Source organism: Enterococcus sp. LX10 (genome assembly GCF_023539285.1).
Classification (GTDB): Bacteria; Bacillota; Bacilli; order Lactobacillales; family Enterococcaceae; genus Enterococcus; species Enterococcus faecalis.
In genome coordinates this window covers 1892096-1911684 of sequence record NZ_CP092784.1, presented here as the reverse complement: position 1 = coordinate 1911684, position 19589 = coordinate 1892096, and the positions used below count along the sequence as shown (strand labels likewise).

Sequence of the window (19589 nt, the reverse complement as noted above, 5' to 3'; positions counted from 1 at the left end):
AAAAGAACGAGCGAATTCGCTCGTTCTTTTTTTATGGCAATCGTTGCTTAATTTCTTCCAACAAATCCTCTTCTGAAGAAACTACCCGACCATTCAATTTAATCAAACCAACTGTGTAAAGGTTTAAATAATGGAATTGATTTTCAGCGATTTCGTTCAAAGCATCAAGCTTTTGGTGATTATCAGCACCTTGTTGGCGGCTGTCTGTGTAAAGGGCAACCACTGGGATTCCTTTGGCATAAGCAACACCAATTTCGGAAGCTACGCCCGCATCAATGGTTGGACCGTCTAATAAAGCAACCAATAAATCGCTAGCAAGGACCTTTTCTGTATCTGCTAAGGCAATCATTTTACTATCGGCATAAGCAGATTTGTCGTTAATCGCCGCATTTTCTTGTGGTAAATAAAGATCGATTGTTTTATCCAATTGTCGAATTTGTTCGACTAAATAGGCATTATAACGTAAGTCAGCTTGCGAAAATAAAGGTCCTGCAAAATAAATTTTTGTCATTTGTCTGTCTCCAATCCAAGGTTTTAGAAATAATCACTGAAATAAGCTTCTTGGTCAGGAAAAATCCGTTCCAAAGAATTTAAAGTTTCTTTATCTGTATCAATGCGCTCAATTCGATGTAAGTACGAAGGGCGTCGGTAATTCATGACTAAACAAGTTAGTGTTTGAATATCTAAGTGAACGGCGGTGCCTAAAGGTTCATCCGTAATGGTTACTTGATCATTTTCATCCCAAATTAAGCCAAAAATACCATTGTTCCACTCAGCGACAGGATCTTTAACGACAAAATGGAAGGGCTTAGCCGTACTTTCAAAAGGAAAGTTTTCTAAAAAGGCTTTGACATCGACAATTCGAGCCATATAATAGGGCTCAATGCTTTCTTTAATTTGGCTATCTTCTAAAAGAAAAGCTAATGGTTCGTTTTTATAGATATCGCCCTTGACCCAATAAACCATCGAAAAATGCGCAGTAATAAAATTCCACAAGCCATTTCGGGCTTCTTGGTTCAAGTAAAACATTTCCTTAATATGAAATACCTCATCGGCCACCCAATAGAAAAGTACTCCTAAAGGTTCTTGATTGGCACCATAATAGACAGCAGCAGTCCGTTCTTCCTCGTTTTCGAAACGCCAATATTCTTCCCAGTTGAAGGCACTACGAATGAGCGCGCCGTGATTTTGACGAGCGAATCGCGCATAGACATCAAAGACATCTGGGTGATCGACAGCTAACCGTTCAATCATTCCTGGAACGGGAACAGTTTTTGGTAATTGCGTATCCCGAATTTTAAAAGATAACTTGTCGGACATGATTTCCCAACCTTTACGTCGATAATAAGGAATGTTGTAAGGGAAAAGATAAGAAATCCACTGTTTATCTTGGCGCATTTCTTCTAATGCTGTTTGAATCAAGTCTTTCATTAAACCGTGGTTGGCATATTCAGGATAGGTACCGACACCAGTAACGCCGCCCATTTTATACAAAGCACCATGGATATTGACTTCGCATGGATAGATAGCAATTTGTGAAATTAATTGATTTTCGTGAAACCAGCCAAATACTTTTGAAAGTTCTAAAATCGGTTGTTTTGATTTGATAAATGCGCGTTTGTTTTCAAAACCACTTTCTTCAATATCTGCTTCAGTTACTTGAAAAACATAGGAAAGAAGTTCATTAAATTGATCAATGTGTTCTTCCTCAACAGGCTTTAAGGTCAGTTGCTTTCGAAATTCTTGTTCATCCATTTTTCCATCTCCAATAAATTTACTGTTTTTAGTATACCAAATTTTTCGAAACTCTGTTAGCCTTTCGAAACCAAAAGAATAAAAGGGAAGTGCTTTAAATCTTCTTCAAAAATTGGTATAATGAAAAGTGCTGATTATCCTAGACCTTTAAACATGATAATTTGATAAAAAAGGCAACTAAAATATAACAATTGATTGATGAAGCTAGCAGGGAGCTAGCTTTTCTTAAAAGAAATGAGGCAAAAAATGAACAATAAAGAAATGAAAGCAAGACAAGAGAAAATTCGTAATTTCTCGATCATTGCCCACATTGACCATGGGAAGTCAACTTTAGCCGACCGGATTTTGGAAAAAACAAATACAGTTAGCAGTCGAGAAATGCAAGATCAATTACTTGATTCAATGGATTTAGAGAGAGAACGCGGCATTACTATCAAATTAAACGCAATTGAATTAAACTATACAGCCAAAGATGGTGAAAGCTATACTTTCCATTTGATTGACACACCAGGGCACGTCGATTTCACCTACGAAGTTTCTCGTAGCTTGGCAGCTTGTGAAGGGGCTGTTCTAGTTGTTGATGCGGCGCAAGGAATTGAAGCGCAAACGCTAGCAAATGTCTATTTGGCATTGGATAATGACTTAGAAATTTTACCTGTTATTAATAAAATTGATTTACCCGCCGCTGATCCAGAACGTGTTCGGACAGAGATTGAAGACGTAATTGGAATTGATGCATCGGAAGCTGTTTTAGCAAGTGCAAAAGCAGGGATTGGGATTGAAGATATTTTAGAACAAGTGGTGGAGTATGTACCAGCTCCATCAGGCGATATTGAGGCTCCTTTAAAGGCTTTGATTTTTGACTCTATTTACGATAGCTATCGAGGGGTCGTTTTAAACATCCGTGTAATTGACGGTGTCGTTCGTCCTGGGGATAAAATCCAAATGATGAGTAACGGTAAAACGTTTGATGTAACAGAAGTCGGCGTTTTTTCACCGAAACCAATCGCTCGTGATTATTTAATGGTTGGCGATGTGGGCTATATCACCGCTAGCATTAAAACGGTTCAAGATACACGGGTCGGGGATACAGTGACTTTGGCCGACAATCCAGCAGCAGAAGCACTACCAGGCTATCGCAAAATGAATCCAATGGTGTATTGTGGCTTATATCCAATTGATACGTCGCGCTACAATGATTTACGGGAAGCATTAGAAAAATTACAATTAAATGATGCGGCGTTACAATTTGAACCGGAAACATCACAAGCTTTAGGGTTTGGTTTCCGTTGTGGTTTCTTAGGTTTGCTGCACATGGATGTTGTTCAGGAACGTTTGGAACGAGAATTTAATTTAGAGTTAATTACAACAGCACCGTCTGTAATCTATCACGTTAATAAAACTGACGGAACAACCGTTGTTGTTGATAACCCAGCTGAATTTCCAGAACCAGTAACGATTGAATCTGTGGAAGAACCTTATGTTAAAGCGCAAATCATGGTGCCAAACGATTATGTAGGAGCAGTAATGGAATTATCACAACGTAAACGTGGCGAATTCATTACAATGGATTACTTAGACGATTATCGTGTAAACGTAGTTTATGAAATTCCGTTATCTGAAATCGTGTTTGACTTTTTCGATAAATTGAAATCAAGTACAAAAGGCTATGCATCCTTAGATTACGAAATGGCTGGCTATCGTACCAGCCGCCTAGTGAAAATGGATATTCTATTAAATGCTGAAAAAGTGGATGCTTTAAGCTTTATTGTTCACCGAGATTTCGCATTTGAACGTGGTAAAGCGATTGTTGAGAAACTGAAAAAACTAATTCCACGTCAACAGTTTGAAGTCCCAGTTCAAGCGGCGATAGGTCAAAAAATTGTAGCTCGTTCAGATATTAAAGCCTTACGCAAAAACGTACTGGCTAAATGCTATGGTGGCGATGTTTCTCGTAAACGTAAATTGTTAGAGAAACAAAAAGAAGGGAAGAAACGGATGAAACAAATTGGATCCGTGGAAGTTCCTCAAGAAGCCTTTATGGCGGTTCTGAAAATGGATGAAGATGATCAGAAAAAATCATAAATTTATTCTTTTTTTATTGAAAGTGGGACATTAGTCATTTCGACTTGAGCCGACTCCAAAAAGTTAGACCTAGAAATCTAACTTTTGGGGGTCGGCTCAACTTATTATGTCCCACTTTTTAACTCTTAAGATAATCAGTTTGAACAAAAGAAGACTTTTAAGAAAAGCCTTTTTATTTTTTTGATCTAAACATTTATTCTTTAATCAGCTATTATTTTAGTAAAAAATAGATTAATTTACTAAAATAATATATAATAAAGGTAAAACTAGGAGGGAAGCATATGACGTGTATTTCATTATCGATTTTAAATCAAGAACAAGAAGTTAGAAAAGCTAAGATAGATGATTCAGATTCTTTGAAAGAGTTAACTATTACAGGAAAAGATTTTGTTTGTTTAGCTGCTCGGGATTGTCAATTACAAGACGGCGATGTGATTCAAGTTTGTTTAGATACGCCCAATACTTATTTAATGGTGAAGTTAGATGCTACGCTTGATAGCAGTTTAATTTATGTTCCAGAACAAAAATGGACGTTTCCAATCATAAAAAATGAAAACGCTATCGAAGCGCGAGCAGCGTATCGTTTTGAAACCAAGAAACCTTATATAAGTGTGCGTATTGCCACTAAAGAAGAAATTAAGAGTTATCGTAATTGGGCGTTAAATCCACATGATTTACAACATTTTACTGGTGCGTATCCTCATGCATCTGCCAACGTGGAAACGCGAAATGATGCCACTTTTTTTGCTTGCAATGCGATTGACGGTACCTTTGCTAATCTTTATCATGGGCCGTATCCTTATCAATCATGGGGGATTAATCAGCAATTAGATGCCGCATTAAAAATTGAATTTGGGCGTGAAGTCTTGTTGGATAAAGTGATCTTAACATTACGAGCGGACTTTCCTCATGATAATTATTGGCAACAAGTGACTTTAAAATTTTCCGACGGTACACATGAAGTTTTTAAAACTGTTAAGACTGAGCAACGCCAGAGCTTTACCTTTGCGAAACGGGCAGTGGAGTGGGTGATACTAACAGAGTTAATTCAAGCAGATGAACCATCACCATTTCCAGCATTAACACAAATTGAATTATTTGGTCAAAACAAATAAAAAATAAGGACGGTTCCTTTATAGGAGCGGTCCTTATTTTTTATTTCTGGCGTGGGCTAGTTGTCGATTGGCGGACAACCAATTCTGTGTTTAACAGGACTCTACGAGGAATGCTAGGCATTTGAATTCGTTTGTGCAATAAATTAATGCCTGTCTCGCCCATTTCTTCAGTAAAGGCATGGACAGAGGATAGCGGCGGTGAGACATATTGAGAAATAGAGATATCATTGATCCCCATGACACTAATTTCTTCAGGAACCTTTATACCGTGTGCGGCTAACGTATGTATCACACCGATTGCAAAGGCGTCATTATAAGCAAGAATCGCAGTAGGTAAATCATTTCTCCATTTTTCTAACGCTTCTTCTGTCAATTGTTCCCCCGTTTTGACATCCAACATGCCATTTTCTTTTAAGATAAAATAATCTTCGTTAAACAAGTGATAATGCTGCATAATGTCAAGATAAGCGTTGGTTGTCGGCGTTTTATAACGACGGAAACCATACATATTTTCGCTTTCTTCGGCACCAATAAAGGCAATTTTTTCGTGGCCCAATTCCAAAAGATGAGTTAAGGCAATCTCGGTTGCTTGATAAAAATCAGTATTTACAGAATCAAATTCTTCCAGTGGGAAATTACTGCCAATTACACAAAGATTTGGATGTAGTTGCTGCAACTCTTGTAACGTCTTTTGAGTGAATTTGCCAATTGCCAAAATGCCATCAATCCCTTGAAGGTTATGTTGTTCCAATTGAGAAACTTTTAGAATATTGTAACCTAACTCTTCGGCCCGTTTTTCAGCGCCTAAACGAATCGACATATAGTAAATATCCGTTAGTTCTTCGTCATCTGAACGCCACTGAACGACGGCAATCGAAGGCTCTTGCGGAGCTGTTTGTACGGAAAGGTTAGGTGTCAGTTGCTCCTGCTGTTTGTTTTTATTTTTAGTTTTATATTTCGTATAATTCAGGGTTTCTGCTGCTTCAAAAATTTTTCGCTTGGTTTCCTCTGTAACGGATAAGTTTGGATCATAGTTCAGAACTCGCGATACAGTTGAAATTGAAACATTCGCGACTTTTGCGATATCTGTGATAGTTGCCATTCTAAATGCCTCCTTCTCAAGTACTATTATAGCATATAGTATATTTCTTTTTAGTAAAAAAAAGCAAGAAAAAGCTTTTTTTACTTTTTTTTAGCAAAAACTATTGATTTTTTGACTAAAAAAATATACTATAAAGTCAAAGAAAGCGCTTTAATTCGATGGAGAAGGTGGTTTAGTGAAAAGATTTTCATTTTTTTTACTAATTTTACTTGCTTTAACAGGTTGTAAATCCGGTGAAAAAGAATTTGATGAAGAATCTCTTCAAAATCTAAAGGAAACGGCACAGTCTTATTCAGAAACAGAATTACAAAATGGTGACGTTCGTTTAAATGAATATATTTCTTTGAAAGGGGAGATTGTTGAGAGTGACAGTCGTTCCAGTTTAATAAAAAAAGGTGATCGTTTTATTTTGAAAAGTGGTTCTAGTAAATATCAAGTTTTTAATGAGCAAAAGAAAAAATTGAAAATTGGTGACGAAGTGACAGTTTACGGAGAATATTACGGCTTTTTGAAAGGGACATTAATTGAAAGTGAGGAGAATCATGATTCAGCCACGAATTAGACAGAATCCTTTTGAAACATACGAAGAAGTTGCAGAAGGATTTGAAGATTTATTAGCGCCACTGGAATTGTTTTTTGATCGAGAGTATCAAGGTCACCTGGATTTAGGGACACACGGAACGGTTTATTCTAAAGGGACACGTGATGCGGAGGCATTTTTACGACCATTATGGGGACTAGGTCCTTATGTAACGCAAAATGAAAGTGAGTATTTGAATGACTTTCTAACGGGAATTATCGAAGGAACCGATCCTGAGAGTTCATCTTATTGGGGAAAAACAAAAGATTATGATCAATTGATTGTTGAGATGGCAGCATTAAGTACATTTCTTTTGTTAAACAAAGAAAAAACGTGGGACCAATTAACAAAAGAACAGCAAAACAATTTACACAGTTGGCTGATACAAGCCAATGAAAACATTATTCCGCCAAATAATTGGCATTTCTTTAGAGTGTTGCTGAATTTAGCGATGAAACATTGTGAAATGCCGTATTCAAAAGAACAGATTGCTGTTGATTTGGCTGTAATTGATCGTTTTTATGTCGGTAATGGTTGGTATTATGACGGAGTCGAGACACAAGTTGATTATTATGTTTCTTTCGCTATTCATTATTATAGTTTATTGTATTGTCGTTTTGCCCCGGAAGATACCACAAGAGTGGCTATTATGAAGGAACGAGCAACTTTGTTCGCGCAAGAGTTTAAATATTGGTTTACTCAGCCAGGAGAAGCGATTCCCTTTGGACGTAGCTTAACGTATCGTTTTGCTCAAGTGTCATTTTTTAGTGCCTTAGTTTTTGCAGATGTTGAAGCATTGCCGTGGGGTGAGATCAAAGGTCTAATCAGCCGACATCTTCATCAATGGATGAACAAAGATATTTTTACAACAGATGGATTATTGTCGGTAGGTTATGCTTATCAAAACATGGTCTTTGCCGAAGGCTATAATGGTCCTGGTTCACCTTATTGGGCCTTTAAAACATTTATTTTGTTAGCGGTTCCAAAAGATCATCCTTATTGGCAAGCAGAAACACAGCCTATTAGCTTTCCAGAAAAACACTTACCTTCACCAGAAAGTCGGAACTACTATCAAGTAAATGATGCAGGGACACATGGTTTAATGTTTCCAGCGGGACAATTTATTAATTATCAAGCTCATGCGCATGATAAATATAGTAAATTTGTTTATTCTTCCCATTTTGGTTTCAGTACTATAAAGAGTGATTATTGGTATTACGAAGGTGCTTATGATAATTGCTTGGCTTTAGCTGAAGACGACCATTATTTCCGCACGAAGGGATTAGATGATCAGTACGAAATTCTTGATGATCGTATCATTCATCAATGGCATCCTTGGTCCGATGTAGCAATCAAAACGACAATTGTACCATTAGAAGGCCAACATTTACGGATCCACGAAATTGAGACACAACGTGCATTAGTGGCTTATGAAGGTGGCTTCTCAATCCCGCTCTTCGATGAAAAGGTCACTTGCGTTTCTGATCAAATGGCTGAGGTAAAAAATGCAAAAGGTGTGTCAAAAGTAGAAAATATCAACGGCTTTTCTGAAGCTGCGATTATTCGAACAGAACCGAATACAAATTTACTTTATCCGTTAACGGAGTTGCCATATTTGAAAGCAAACTTGTCGAAAGGGAAACATCTTTTAATTTCATTGGTGACAGGCGTACTACCGAATGAACAAATTGAGCCAGTTAAAGTTAGGTTAAAAGAAAATCAGCTTTTAGTTGAAGAAAAAGTTGTAATTTTGGGGAATTAGGGGGAGAAATACACAATGACAGAAAATGGACAGATTGAGTGGTTGCCGAAGCAAGTCAGTTTTGCTTTAAACAAAGTTCGAGGAAATTTAGAGACATTTAAAGAATTAGTTCCACCCGCGGCAAGTTTAAATCAAATTTATTATCCTGAAGAAAATATTGACTGGACGGCCAGCTTTTGGCCAGGAATGTTATTTTTAGCAAAGGAATTAACAAATTCAACAGAGTTCGATGAAGTGATTACCACACAGATGGCTTCTTTTCAACATCGCTTGGATGAACAAATTGAGCTGGAAACACATGATATAGGCTTTTTGTATATTTTAACAGCCATTGCCGATTATCAAGTCAATGGTCATGAGGCCTCAAAAAAAATGGCCTTGCAAGCTGCGGACTTATTAATGAAACGTTATTCACCAAAAGCCAAGATTATTCAAGCTTGGGGGAATTTAGACGATCCAGAGCAACGAGGCAGAATGATTATTGATTGTTTAATGAACTTACCATTATTATACTTTGCAGCAAAAATGACTGGCAAGCAAGAGTATTATGAAGCTGCCTACAATCATGCGAAACAAACACAAAAATATATTGTGCGAGAAAATCACACCACGTTCCATACGTATTATTTTGATACGGAAACAGGCGAAGCCTTGTACGGGAAGACACAGCAAGGATATTCAGATGATTCTTGTTGGGCTCGCGGCCAAGCCTGGGGAATTTACGGCTTTACGTTAAGTTATTTATATACAGGAGATAGTAGTTTTCTGGAAACAGCAAAAAATGTTGTTGATTACTTTATTCAAGAATTACCAGAGGACAAAATCTGTTACTGGGATTTAATTTTCAATGAAGGGAGTGAAGAAGAACGTGATAGCTCATCTGCTGCAATTGCTGCATGTGGCTTACTGGAATTATCTCGTCAGCTTCCATTAAATGATGAAAAACATGGCTATTATGAAAAGGTTGCGCTAGAACTATTACAAGCATTAGCGGAAAAGTATACAACGGTTTTACGACCAGAGTCGAACGGCCTATTGCTTCATGGTGTCTATGATAAAAAAACAAATACAGGAGTCGATGAATGCATGATTTGGGGCGACTACTTTTATTTGGAAGCGTTAACTCGTTTAGCGAAAAGCTGGTATTCTTTTTGGTAATTCATGGAGGAAAACTCCTAAAAAATAATAAATAGCGGAGGTAGTACAAATGAAATTTTGGAAAAAAGGCTTAACAGCGGCAGCGTTGTTAGCAGTGGCGGCAGTAACTTTAACGGCATGTGGTGGTTCAAGTGAAAAGAAAGCAACTGAAAAGAGTGAAGATGGCAAAACAAAATTAACAGTAACTACTTGGAATTATGACACGACCCCAGAATTTGAGAAATTATTCAGAGCTTTTGAAGCGGAAAATCCTGATATCACTATTGAACCGGTGGACATTGCTTCAGATGATTATGACACAAAAGTAACAACGATGCTTTCATCAGGAGATACGACAGATATTTTAACTATGAAAAACTTACTTTCATATTCTAATTACGCGCTACGCAATCAATTGGTGGATTTAACCGATCACGTTAAAGATTTAGATATCGAACCTGCCAAAGCAAGTTACGAGATGTATGAAATCGATGGTAAAACCTATGCTCAGCCTTACCGTACAGATTTCTGGGTATTGTATTACAATAAAAAAATGTTTGATGAAGCCGGAATTGCCTATCCCGATAACTTAACTTGGGACGAATATGAAGCGTTAGCGAAAAAATTATCTAAACCAGAAGAACAAGTATATGGTGCCTATCAACATACTTGGCGCTCAACCGTTCAAGCGATTGCTGCTGCTCAAAATAATGCCAATTTGATTGAACCGAAATACAATTATATGGAAACTTACTATGATCGCGCATTGAGAATGCAAAAAGATCAATCACAAATGGATTTTGGAACAGCAAAATCAACAAAAGTAACGTATCAATCACAATTTGAAAATTCAAAAGCGGCGATGATGTACATGGGTAGCTGGTACATGGGGACTTTATTAACCAACATTGATGATGGCAAAACAAATGTCGAATGGGGGATTGCCGAAATACCACAACAAGAAAAAGGCAAAGCAACTACCTTTGGCTCACCGACAAGTTTTGCAATTAATAAAAACAGTAAAAAACAAAAAGCTGCTCAAAAATTCTTAGACTTTGCTTCAGGTAAAGAAGGTGCAAAACTTTTAGCAGAAGTAGGGGTGGTTCCTTCTTATAAAACAGATGAAATTGATAAAATCTACTTTGCAAGAAAAGGAATGCCTTCAGATGAAGTCTCACAAAAAGCCTTCAACCCAGATACAATTAATTTAGAATTCCCATCTGATAAAAACGGTGCCGCAATTGATAAAGTATTACAAGAAGAACATGATTTAATTATGGTCGGCGATGAAAAAACAAAAGATGGTATTGCTAACATGGAAAAACGTGTCAAAGCAGAGATAGACTAATTATTATTTCCAGCAAAAACACAAAAGATTGATGAAAAAAATAAGCTGAAATGAGTAACCTACAATGAATTTCAGCTTATTTTTTTAAATAAAGAATGTAGCTTGAGTTTGGAAGGAGGGCCTGTTAAGTTCACTTAACAGAATACAATTATGGAAATTACTTCAAAAACAAAAACAGCAAATAAATTGAGACGAAAAAATACGTGGACTGCGTTATCTTTTATCGCACCAAACTTTATTGGCTTTTTCCTCTTCACTTTAATCCCGGTTATCTGTTCACTGATTTTAGCTTTTATGAGTTGGGATTCTTTTTCAACTCCTGAATTTGTCGGAATGAAAAATTTCACCAAAATGATTCATGATGATACGTTTTGGATTTCGTTAAAACAAACGTTTATCTATACGATTGGTGTTGTTCCGTTAACATTGATTTGCTCATTAGGACTAGCGATTTTGTTGAATCGTAAAATTAGAGGGATGAAATTTTTTAGAACGGCTTTTTTCTTTCCTTATGTAACGTCATTAGTTGCGATTGCGGTCGTTTGGAATATGCTATTTCATCCAACAATGGGACCAATTAATCAATTTTTGAAATTATTTATTGAAAATCCTCCTGGCTGGACATCTAGTTCTACTTGGGCTTTACCAGCAATTATCATCGTTAGTGTGTGGCGCTTTATGGGGTATTATATGATTTTGTATTTAGCTGGTTTACAAAGTGTGCCAAGAGAATTATATGAAGCAGCGTCAATGGATGGGGCGGGTAAATGGAATCAATTTTTAAATGTTACCTTACCTTCATTACGACCAACGACCTTTTTCGTGACTATCATGCTTGTAATTAACTGTTTCAAGGTGTTTGACTTAGTTCAAGTTATGACTGGTGGTGGACCAGGACGTGCAACGAATGTGTTAGTTTACGAAATTTACAATGAAGCCTTTGTCAAATTTAATTTTGGTTATGCATCAGCCATTGCGATGGTCTTATTCATCATCGTTCTAGCGATTACTGTGGCTCAATTTAAATGGAATCAACATCAAGAGAAAGTTTAGGAGGAGAAAAGATGGAAGCAACTTTTTCAAAAAAAGAAAATACTCGAAAAGCAAAAACGAAAAAAGCAGAAAAAGTCACACCTGGTGGGATCCTTGTAATCATTCTCTTAACTTTACTTGCGTTAATTACTTTGGTTCCTTTCATTTGGATGGTTTCAGCATCATTTAAAACAAACAATGAAGTTTTCACCATTCCAATTCAATGGATTCCTAAAAGTTGGCATCCAGAAAACTATTCCGTTATTTGGGAACGCATTCCATTGTTAACTTTCTTTAAAAATACGTTATTTTTAAGTATTGTGATTACGATTATTCAACTATTTACTTCAAGTTTTGCAGCATATGGCTTTTCAAAAATGAATTTTAGAGGAAGAGATACACTTTTTATTACGTACATCGCAACAATTGCTATTCCTTGGCAATCGTATATGATTCCACAATTTATTATGATGCGTCAATTAGGTTTGACTGACACGTTATGGTCACTGGTTTTATTACAAGCATTTAATGCATTTGGAGTCTTTTTACTGAAACAATATTACAGTAGTATTCCAGATTCACTATGTGAAAGTGCGCGGATTGATGGGTTAAGTGAGTGGGGAATTTATTGGAAAATTATTTTACCATTAACCAAACCAGCTTTAGCCAGTCTCACGATTATTACTTTTGTGAATACATGGAATGACTATATGGGACCTTTCATTTATTTATCTTCTACTGAGAATAAAACGATTCAGTTAGGTTTGAAAATGTTCGTCGGTTTATTTGATGCTGAATATGCCTTAATCATGGCTGCATCAGTGGTTTCTATTTTACCAGTAGGGATTGTCTTTTTAGCAATGCAAAAATACTTTGTTGAAGGTATTGCTACATCTGGAATGAAGAATTAGGAGGAAGTTTGAATGTTTACTAAGCAAACCTTTGATAATAATATCTATATGAAAATTTTTCGCTGGCTTTACATTTTATTTATCGGTAATCTAGGGCTTCTCTTAGTGAACATTCCTTTTTTCATAGCGGTGATTAGCTTAGACATTGATCCACGAAACCTCCCACTTTTTGTAGTAACGTTGCTGCCGATGGGGGCAGGGATGATTGCACTTTTAGGCTTAATCGATACTTTTAAAGAAGAAAAAGAGCTGGATCCGTTTAAAACTTTTTTCCAAAAGTTTCGTCAGTTTGGGTTAAGAGGCTTTCTTATCAGCTTGCTTGGCTTAGGAAGTAGCATCATCAGTGTGACAGATATATTCTTTTTTGCCAAAACAACGATTGGTAAATGGTTTATTCCATTGATGGTCCTCCTGCTAATTTTTGGGTTAGCTATTATGCTGAATGCTTGGTATTTTCAAGTACGAAACCCGCAAGCTTCTTTTAAAGATGTGTTTCGGATTTCTGTTTACTATGGACTGCGGAAATGGTATGTCAGCTGTCTAAATGTTTTTTTACTATTCTCAATGTTTGCAATGATGTTTTTGAAGCCACAGTTTGGGTTTGTTGTAACCCCTGTCCTTTTCCTAGGGATTATTTATTTAAATACTGGGAAATTGCATGAAAAGCAAAAAAAGAATAAATAATTTTTACATAATAAGTAATCTCGATTTTCAGGAAAATGAATGAAGGTGGGGTTGCTTATTTTGTTCTTGCCTTGTTTATTAAAGTGGAGGGAGCGAACGAATGAAGAAAAAAATAATTATTTTAAGTAGCTTTTTGATAGGTGCTATTTTTGTGCTCGTTATTTTTACTACCAGCCAGCAAAGTATGATTAATAACGAAGCAATCCAAGTCGAAGAATTAATTGTTTATGGCGATAAAAATATGAATCGTATAGCGAAGCAATTCTCTGATCAGAATAATTTAACTTCGTTTGGAAAAAATTTCTGGCGCAAAACGTATAACGGAAAATCACCCACTCAGGAACTACTGAAGGTTGCAACGGAGGATTTAGTACAACATAAAATGATTAAACAACTGGCGACGGAGTTAGAAATAGTCCACTCACAAACATTTGGGCAAGAAAAAAAAGAATGGCAAGACCAAAAGAGCAGTTTAACGCTCTGGCAATTTTTAGATGCAAAAGATCAACAATTACAGGACCAAATAAAAGAGAAATTAATGGAGAAAGAAAAGCCAACGCAAAAAGAATTGCGGCAGGCCTTTGAGCAATTGGATGATAAATATAAAAAGACCGATTACTTTGTTGAAGCAATTGAAATTCCAACTTTTTCAGGTAAGCAAGCAGAATTAGAAAAAATAGCCGAAGCAATCTCTCCGAATCTATCTTATGAGGAGACGTTATTGGAGTGGCAAAATAAATTACCTAATCTTGTTATTGAATCGTATCAATTGAAGAGTGCAGAAATCCAAAAAGAGGATATTTATTCGTTGTCTGTTGGGGAGATTCTTAGTGAAAAAGCTGTTGGTACCGTGGTGAAAGGATACCACGAAAACCAATACTTTTATATTTTTAATAAGGAAGGAGGGCAACTTTTACAGTTTGAAGAAGCACCACAATTTGGCAAAAATGCCTATATCAACACATGCTACAAAGAGAAATTAGCTACGTATCAACAAGCAACTAAAGTGGACTTGTTAGAGAAAGACAGAGAAAAGTTTTTTCAAAATTATCAAAATAAAAACAGTTAAGGAGCAGAAAATGAGAAAAAAAGCGTATTTTAAAAGTGTAACCATCTTCCTTTCTATTTTGCTTGTTTTTTCCCAGCTTCAATTATTTAGTCTTCCTGCTTATGGGGAAACAGTGAGTAATCAACCGTTACTTTTTCGTTCAGTAGGTGTCGCTCAAAATGGAACGACCTACTACGTAGACGGGGAAGGAGGAAATAATGCCAATGATGGGCAGTCGCCAGCCAGTGCTTGGCGTGATTTTGAAAAAGTGAATCAGACGGAGTTTCAGCCAGGCGACCATCTTCTGCTGAATGCGCAAAGTACCTGGAATAACCAATTGTTGCATCCAAAAGGGAATGGGACAGCGGCACAAAAGATTGTCATTGATTTTTATGATACGAATGACAAAGGAGAGACCATTTTTGAAACAACACGGCGTCCGATTATTAATGGTGGTGGCACCTACAGCACAGGGACTTTCAAACGTGCAATCTCAGGGGCCGTACAGTTAGTGAACCAAGAATATTGGGATATTTCAAACTTAGAAGTGACAAATACACCAGAGCTAGATAATCTCGAAGGCTATAAGAAACCAGGAGATGCTCAAAGAGCGGGGATATTAGTCCTAGGATATGAACAAAATCGAACGTTCAATAGTGTCACGATAAGGAATAACTATGTTCATGATGTTCAAACAGAATATTATTTGAATCTAAGTGGGAATACTGCAACCAAACGATTAAAAGCGGTAGGTGGAATTATTGTTTTAGGAAGTTGGTTTGATGAGAATGGCAATGTAGTAACGGCAGCTAATGATCATCGAACAACGACTGGATTTAATGATATTTTGATTGAAAATAATGTGATTCAACGAGTGGGACTTGAAGGAATTCGAACAAAAGCTGATTCAGATACCTCAAGAGGCAACACTTTCTACAAAACGTTTTCTAATATTACGATTCGTAATAACTATTTAGAAGATATTGCTGGCGACGGAATTGTCTTGTCAGAAGCCAAAAGTGGCGGTGTCGTCGAAGGAAATGTTGCTGTCCGAATGTGCAATGCCGATTATGGTACACAAAATTACGCGGGCGTTTGGGCAATGTCTGTAGATGACGGACTGTTCCAATATAACGAAGTATACGGAATCAAATATGGATTTAACGATGCCGAAGCTTATGATGTGGACATGCAGTCAAACAATGTTATTTATCAATATAACTATTCACATCATAATACTGGCGGCTTTTTATTGCTTATGTCTGATCAAAAAAATTCGGTTATTCGTTACAATATCTCAGCTAATGACGGCGGTGGTAACCGAGGAACAGGTAAAGACAATCCAGGAGGAGCTGGTGGCTACAATTATAAAGAACAAAGCATTTTCCATTATTGGGTGAAAAATGATGGAGCGGCAATGCCAACTATCCACAATAATACGATTTATGTTGGCGACGGCATTTCAACATCATTATTTGGTGAAGGAAATAGTTCTGACAACAGTGGTACAGTAGCCAATTTTTACAATAATATTTTATACAAAGAAGGTACCGGACAATTAAAATTCTTATCTAATTATCCAACAAATGGGACACAACCAATTGAACGTAAAATGGTCGATAATCCAGAAAAATATTTCAAAAATAATGTTATTTGGCCAAAAGAAATTGCTACAGAAAAAAGTGGTGCAACTGTTGAAAAACTAGTATCAAGTGGAAACATTTTTGAAAAACCACAATTAGAAATCACAGATAACCCTGAAAAAGTGAAAGAGTTGGCAGAGCAAGAATTTACGACATTGAAACCAACAAAAGATAATGTGGTTGAATTTACTTCCAAAGAACGCTTACGTCAGCGAGCACAAATATTCCAATTAAAAGAAACCTCTCCAGCGATTGGTAAAGGCTTGTCGGAAGTGAACAGTGCGGCCGAAGACTTCTTTGGAAATAGCTTGAAAAATAAAGTTTTAGATATTGGTGCACAACAAGCATCCACAATTGAAAAAAGTATTCGTTATCAAAATCAAGTGTTAGAAATTAGTTCGGCAACAGGTGTGTATCCTAATTTGCCAGAGCAAGTTGAATTAACGTACGAAGAAGTCGTTAATGAAGAAGTGGTTGCGACAGGCAAAAAAGAATTTAAGTTACAATGGGAAGCAATCCCTCAAGAAAAAATTAATACAGCAGGCACAGTTGAAGTTGCAGCAACAGTTATCGGCTTACCGATAGATGCTGTCAAAGTAACAGCCAAGGTCTCTTTTGAGGGTGAACTTGGTGAAGGAAAAGACACCGTTAAACTAAAAACAGCTCAAACTGCCTATGTTCAAAAGAGTGAGGGTAACCGAGCATACTCTGCTATAGCAGGCGGTACCGCTGCCATTAGTTCAGGAGACGCCTATAAATATCCTTATGGAGTAAACTACACGGGCAATTACGCATTAAAATTAAAAAATGCTAGTTCTGCGGGGTATAATCGCCGGATTTACGTTGAAATTGATACACAAGAATTGAAGAACTATCAATCACTAAAAAGTGCCAATTTAGAACTAAATGTGATGCGTTATGATGCGTGGAATGGTGCTGGAAATACAACTGATGAACGTTTGAAAAATACGCAGTTCCAAGTAGATGTTTATGGAACAGATACTAATTGGATGAGTAACACCATTACTTGGAACAATGGTCCAAATAATTTAAATGTACCAAATGAAGAATTTATTGCTCGACAATCTTTTACAAATAGTTCAATTATGAATAATCAAAATACAATCTCTATCGATATTAGTAACTATCTACGGAAGCTAATTCAAAGTGGTGAGAAAATTCCAGCCAAGTTAAGTTTCTTATTAGCGATTACAGACAGTCGTTTGCCTGGTTATGATTCTGATAATGCTGGGTTTGATGCTTTTTCAAAAGAAGGCGCACAAAAGGCCTATCAAGACTTTTTAGCAGGCAAATTGACCTTGCCAACTGGTCAACAGCTAACAGAGGATAGTTTAGCTCCTAAAATTGTTTTATCGAATGTTTTCGAAGTCAAACATGAGTCGATTGAGGTCACGACAGAAGCGGGTCAAGCCCCTAATCTACCAGAAAAAACAACTATTTTTTATTCGGATGGTTCACAACGAGAAGTGACTGTCAATTGGTCAGAAGTTCCAGCATCTTCTTATCAAAAAGAAGGAACATTCACTGTTGTAGGACGAGCAGCAGGTGTCTCAATGCCAATTATTGCCGATGTAAAAGTCACCGCTAAACATATTGTTGGGTTCAAGGAATTGCCTACGCTGGATCGATTAACAGGCACCTCGCGAGGCGAACTGAATTTGCCAACTGAAGTAATTGCAAAATTAGATGATGGTAGCGAAACGAAATTGAAGGTTATTTCTTGGGATGACGATGTTAGTAATTATTCGCCAAGTAGCCCGCCAGGTACTTACCAGTTCCCTGCTGCAGTAGAAGAAAAAATAGGAATTGCGAATCCTGATGAACGAAAAATTTTCCAAGTCGTGCAAACTCATGCGATTCCTGAAAGAATTCAATTTGCTACAGAAACAGCTACTATAAAATCAGGCGAAAATTATCAAATTCAATCTAAAGTGATTGGTCAAGCGCCGCACACAGAAACGGATGCTTGGAGCTCGCAAGTAACGTATGAGTTGGTTACACCAGATGCTGGCAATACAGTAAGTGTAGATGAAAACGGTCTGATTAGGACAGAAGCAACGACTGCTGCAGGAAATTATCAAATCAAAGTAACAAGCAAAGTCTTGCCGATAGTAACTGCACAATTTTCAATTAAAGTCACAAAATAAATAAACTGTTTGAAGAGACTGGAACAAGAATTGCTGTAGCTTGCAATCTTTCTAGTCTCTTCGATTATCTAGAATCAATAAATATTCTATTGCCTACTATTCATTCTTTTTAAAACAAGGTAAAATAATAAATGAAAGTAAACGATAAAGGTGTGTAGACAATGAATACTATCTTAACAGGTGATCGTCCAACTGGTAAATTACACCTAGGACATTACGTAGGTTCCTTAAAAAAACGAGTAGAAATGCAAGCAGACCCTACAAATCAATTATTTGTCATGATTGCAGATTTACAAGCATTGACAGATAATGCAAAAAATCCCGAAAAAGTTTCAGCCAATGTTTTAGAAGTTGCTTTGGACTATTTAGCAGTTGGTTTAGACCCTACGAAAACAACAATTTTTATCCAATCGCAAATTCCACAGTTAGCTGAATTAACAATGTACTATCTAAATTTAGTGACCACGTCACGTGTTCGTCGGAATCCAACGGTCAAAGCAGAAATTGAGCAAAAAAAATTTGGCGAGGGTGTTCCGACAGGATTCTTTATTTATCCCGTTTCACAAGCTGCTGATATTACTGCCTTTCAAGCGAACTTAGTCCCAGTTGGGGAAGACCAAAAACCAATGTTGGAACAAGCGCAAGAAATTGTGCATAGTTTTAATCAGACGTACGGTGAAGTTTTAGTTAGACCGGAAGCTGTGTTACCACCAAAAGGCATGGGACGCTTGCCAGGAATTGATGGCAACGGAAAAATGAGTAAGTCTTTAGGTAATGGTATTTATCTTTCAGATCCAGCTGAAGTGGTTCAGAAAAAAGTAATGAGTATGTATACCGATCCAAATCATATTCGTATAGAGGACCCAGGACAAGTTGAAGGAAATATGGTCTTTACTTACTTGGATGTCTTTGGGAAAGAGAAAGAATATATTGAAGAATTAAAAGAGCACTATCGTCATGGCGGTTTAGGAGATGTGAAAATTAAACGTTACTTAATTGATGTCCTAGAAGAAGAACTCGCACCGATTCGTCGACGTCGTGAAGAGCTGGCTAAAAATCCAGAAGCGATTATGGAAATGTTGCATAAAGGAAGTCTTGCTGCTGAAAAAGTGGCAGCACAAACCTTAACAGAAGTCAAAAAAGCAATGGGAATTCAATACTTCTAAGCAATAAAAGAACTGGAACAAGTCAAAAGAAGAATGACTTGTTCCAGTTCTTT

At 36.9% G+C, this 19589-nt stretch carries 15 protein-coding genes; 12 read left to right on the top strand and 3 right to left on the bottom strand.

The features are described 5' to 3' along the window. Nucleotides 1–31: 31 nt before the first annotated feature. Nucleotides 32–511 carry a nucleoside 2-deoxyribosyltransferase gene (locus tag MKZ30_RS09015; RefSeq protein ID WP_033600654.1) on the bottom strand — a complete coding sequence of 160 codons (480 nt, stop codon included), beginning with the start codon at nt 509–511 and terminating at the stop codon, nt 32–34. Between the two features lie 23 nt (nt 512–534). Beyond that, on the bottom strand, nt 535–1755 hold the full coding sequence (locus tag MKZ30_RS09010) for a GNAT family N-acetyltransferase (protein ID WP_002356813.1): 1221 nt from the start codon (nt 1753–1755) through the stop codon (nt 535–537). Between the two features lie 246 nt (nt 1756–2001). Here MKZ30_RS09010 and lepA point away from each other — a divergent pair, with 246 nt between their 5' ends. Continuing rightward, nucleotides 2002–3840 (top strand): translation elongation factor 4, encoded by a 1839-nt coding sequence (gene lepA, locus MKZ30_RS09005; protein WP_080279953.1) that lies wholly within the window; start codon nt 2002–2004, stop codon nt 3838–3840. Nucleotides 3841–4121: 281 nt separating this feature from the next. Continuing rightward, nucleotides 4122–4955: a hypothetical protein gene (locus MKZ30_RS09000; RefSeq protein ID WP_002376929.1), complete on the top strand. Its 834-nt coding sequence runs from the start codon at nt 4122–4124 to the stop codon at nt 4953–4955. 40 nt (nt 4956–4995) lie between these two features. Here MKZ30_RS09000 and MKZ30_RS08995 read toward each other — a convergent pair whose 3' ends face one another. Next, nucleotides 4996–6057 (bottom strand): LacI family DNA-binding transcriptional regulator, encoded by a 1062-nt coding sequence (locus tag MKZ30_RS08995; RefSeq protein WP_033600652.1) that lies wholly within the window; start codon nt 6055–6057, stop codon nt 4996–4998. Nucleotides 6058–6232: 175 nt separating this feature from the next. Here MKZ30_RS08995 and MKZ30_RS08990 point away from each other — a divergent pair, with 175 nt between their 5' ends. The 10 genes from MKZ30_RS08990 (at nt 6233) to trpS (ending at nt 19536) form a co-directional block, all read left to right on the top strand. Then, nucleotides 6233–6619 carry a membrane lipoprotein lipid attachment site-containing protein gene (locus tag MKZ30_RS08990; protein WP_002359865.1) on the top strand — a complete coding sequence of 129 codons (387 nt, stop codon included), beginning with the start codon at nt 6233–6235 and terminating at the stop codon, nt 6617–6619. Beyond that, nucleotides 6600–8399 carry a DUF2264 domain-containing protein gene (locus MKZ30_RS08985; protein ID WP_033600651.1) on the top strand — a complete coding sequence of 600 codons (1800 nt, stop codon included), beginning with the start codon at nt 6600–6602 and terminating at the stop codon, nt 8397–8399. The genes MKZ30_RS08990 and MKZ30_RS08985 overlap by 20 nt, the downstream gene beginning before the upstream one ends. Before the next feature lie 15 nt (nt 8400–8414). Continuing rightward, nucleotides 8415–9557, top strand: coding sequence for a glycoside hydrolase family 88 protein (locus MKZ30_RS08980; RefSeq protein ID WP_033600650.1), 1143 nt, complete (start codon nt 8415–8417; stop codon nt 9555–9557). A gap of 49 nt (nt 9558–9606) precedes the next feature. After that, on the top strand, nt 9607–10884 hold the full coding sequence (locus tag MKZ30_RS08975) for an ABC transporter substrate-binding protein (RefSeq protein ID WP_033600649.1): 1278 nt from the start codon (nt 9607–9609) through the stop codon (nt 10882–10884). A gap of 150 nt (nt 10885–11034) precedes the next feature. Then, the gene (locus MKZ30_RS08970; RefSeq protein WP_002356840.1) at nt 11035–11937 is read left to right on the top strand and encodes a carbohydrate ABC transporter permease; all 903 of its coding nucleotides are present in this window, start codon (nt 11035–11037) and stop codon (nt 11935–11937) included. After that, entirely contained in the window at nt 11910–12827 is a 918-nt protein-coding gene (locus tag MKZ30_RS08965; protein WP_002383582.1) for a carbohydrate ABC transporter permease, read from the top strand. Before MKZ30_RS08970 ends, MKZ30_RS08965 begins: the two co-directional genes overlap by 28 nt. A 12-nt stretch (nt 12828–12839) precedes the next feature. Further along, nucleotides 12840–13511 (top strand): YesL family protein, encoded by a 672-nt coding sequence (locus MKZ30_RS08960; protein WP_002389246.1) that lies wholly within the window; start codon nt 12840–12842, stop codon nt 13509–13511. A gap of 100 nt (nt 13512–13611) precedes the next feature. Then, nucleotides 13612–14580 carry a hypothetical protein gene (locus MKZ30_RS08955; protein ID WP_033600648.1) on the top strand — a complete coding sequence of 323 codons (969 nt, stop codon included), beginning with the start codon at nt 13612–13614 and terminating at the stop codon, nt 14578–14580. A 10-nt stretch (nt 14581–14590) separates the two neighbouring features. Then, nucleotides 14591–18370, top strand: coding sequence for an Ig-like domain-containing protein (locus tag MKZ30_RS08950; RefSeq protein WP_033600647.1), 3780 nt, complete (start codon nt 14591–14593; stop codon nt 18368–18370). 161 nt (nt 18371–18531) lie between these two features. Continuing rightward, nucleotides 18532–19536, top strand: a complete 1005-nt coding sequence (trpS, locus tag MKZ30_RS08945; RefSeq protein ID WP_002356846.1) for a tryptophan--tRNA ligase — start codon at nt 18532–18534, stop codon at nt 19534–19536. The last annotated feature ends 53 nt before the right edge of the window (nt 19537–19589 follow it).

Excerpts from the sequence above, each read along its gene's own strand:
- MKZ30_RS09015 (WP_033600654.1), bottom strand. The coding sequence starts at position 511 with ATGACAAAAATTTATTTTGCAGGACCTTTATTTTCGCAAGCTGACTTA.
- MKZ30_RS09010 (WP_002356813.1), bottom strand. The coding sequence starts at position 1,755 with ATGGATGAACAAGAATTTCGAAAGCAACTGACCTTAAAGCCTGTTGAG.
- lepA (WP_080279953.1), top strand. The coding sequence starts at position 2,002 with ATGAACAATAAAGAAATGAAAGCAAGACAAGAGAAAATTCGTAATTTC.
- MKZ30_RS09000 (WP_002376929.1), top strand. The coding sequence starts at position 4,122 with ATGACGTGTATTTCATTATCGATTTTAAATCAAGAACAAGAAGTTAGA.
- MKZ30_RS08995 (WP_033600652.1), bottom strand. The coding sequence starts at position 6,057 with ATGGCAACTATCACAGATATCGCAAAAGTCGCGAATGTTTCAATTTCA.
- MKZ30_RS08985 (WP_033600651.1), top strand. The coding sequence starts at position 6,600 with ATGATTCAGCCACGAATTAGACAGAATCCTTTTGAAACATACGAAGAA.
- MKZ30_RS08980 (WP_033600650.1), top strand. The coding sequence starts at position 8,415 with ATGACAGAAAATGGACAGATTGAGTGGTTGCCGAAGCAAGTCAGTTTT.
- MKZ30_RS08975 (WP_033600649.1), top strand. The coding sequence starts at position 9,607 with ATGAAATTTTGGAAAAAAGGCTTAACAGCGGCAGCGTTGTTAGCAGTG.
- MKZ30_RS08970 (WP_002356840.1), top strand. The coding sequence starts at position 11,035 with ATGGAAATTACTTCAAAAACAAAAACAGCAAATAAATTGAGACGAAAA.
- MKZ30_RS08965 (WP_002383582.1), top strand. The coding sequence starts at position 11,910 with ATGGAATCAACATCAAGAGAAAGTTTAGGAGGAGAAAAGATGGAAGCA.
- MKZ30_RS08960 (WP_002389246.1), top strand. The coding sequence starts at position 12,840 with ATGTTTACTAAGCAAACCTTTGATAATAATATCTATATGAAAATTTTT.
- MKZ30_RS08955 (WP_033600648.1), top strand. The coding sequence starts at position 13,612 with ATGAAGAAAAAAATAATTATTTTAAGTAGCTTTTTGATAGGTGCTATT.
- MKZ30_RS08950 (WP_033600647.1), top strand. The coding sequence starts at position 14,591 with ATGAGAAAAAAAGCGTATTTTAAAAGTGTAACCATCTTCCTTTCTATT.
- trpS (WP_002356846.1), top strand. The coding sequence starts at position 18,532 with ATGAATACTATCTTAACAGGTGATCGTCCAACTGGTAAATTACACCTA.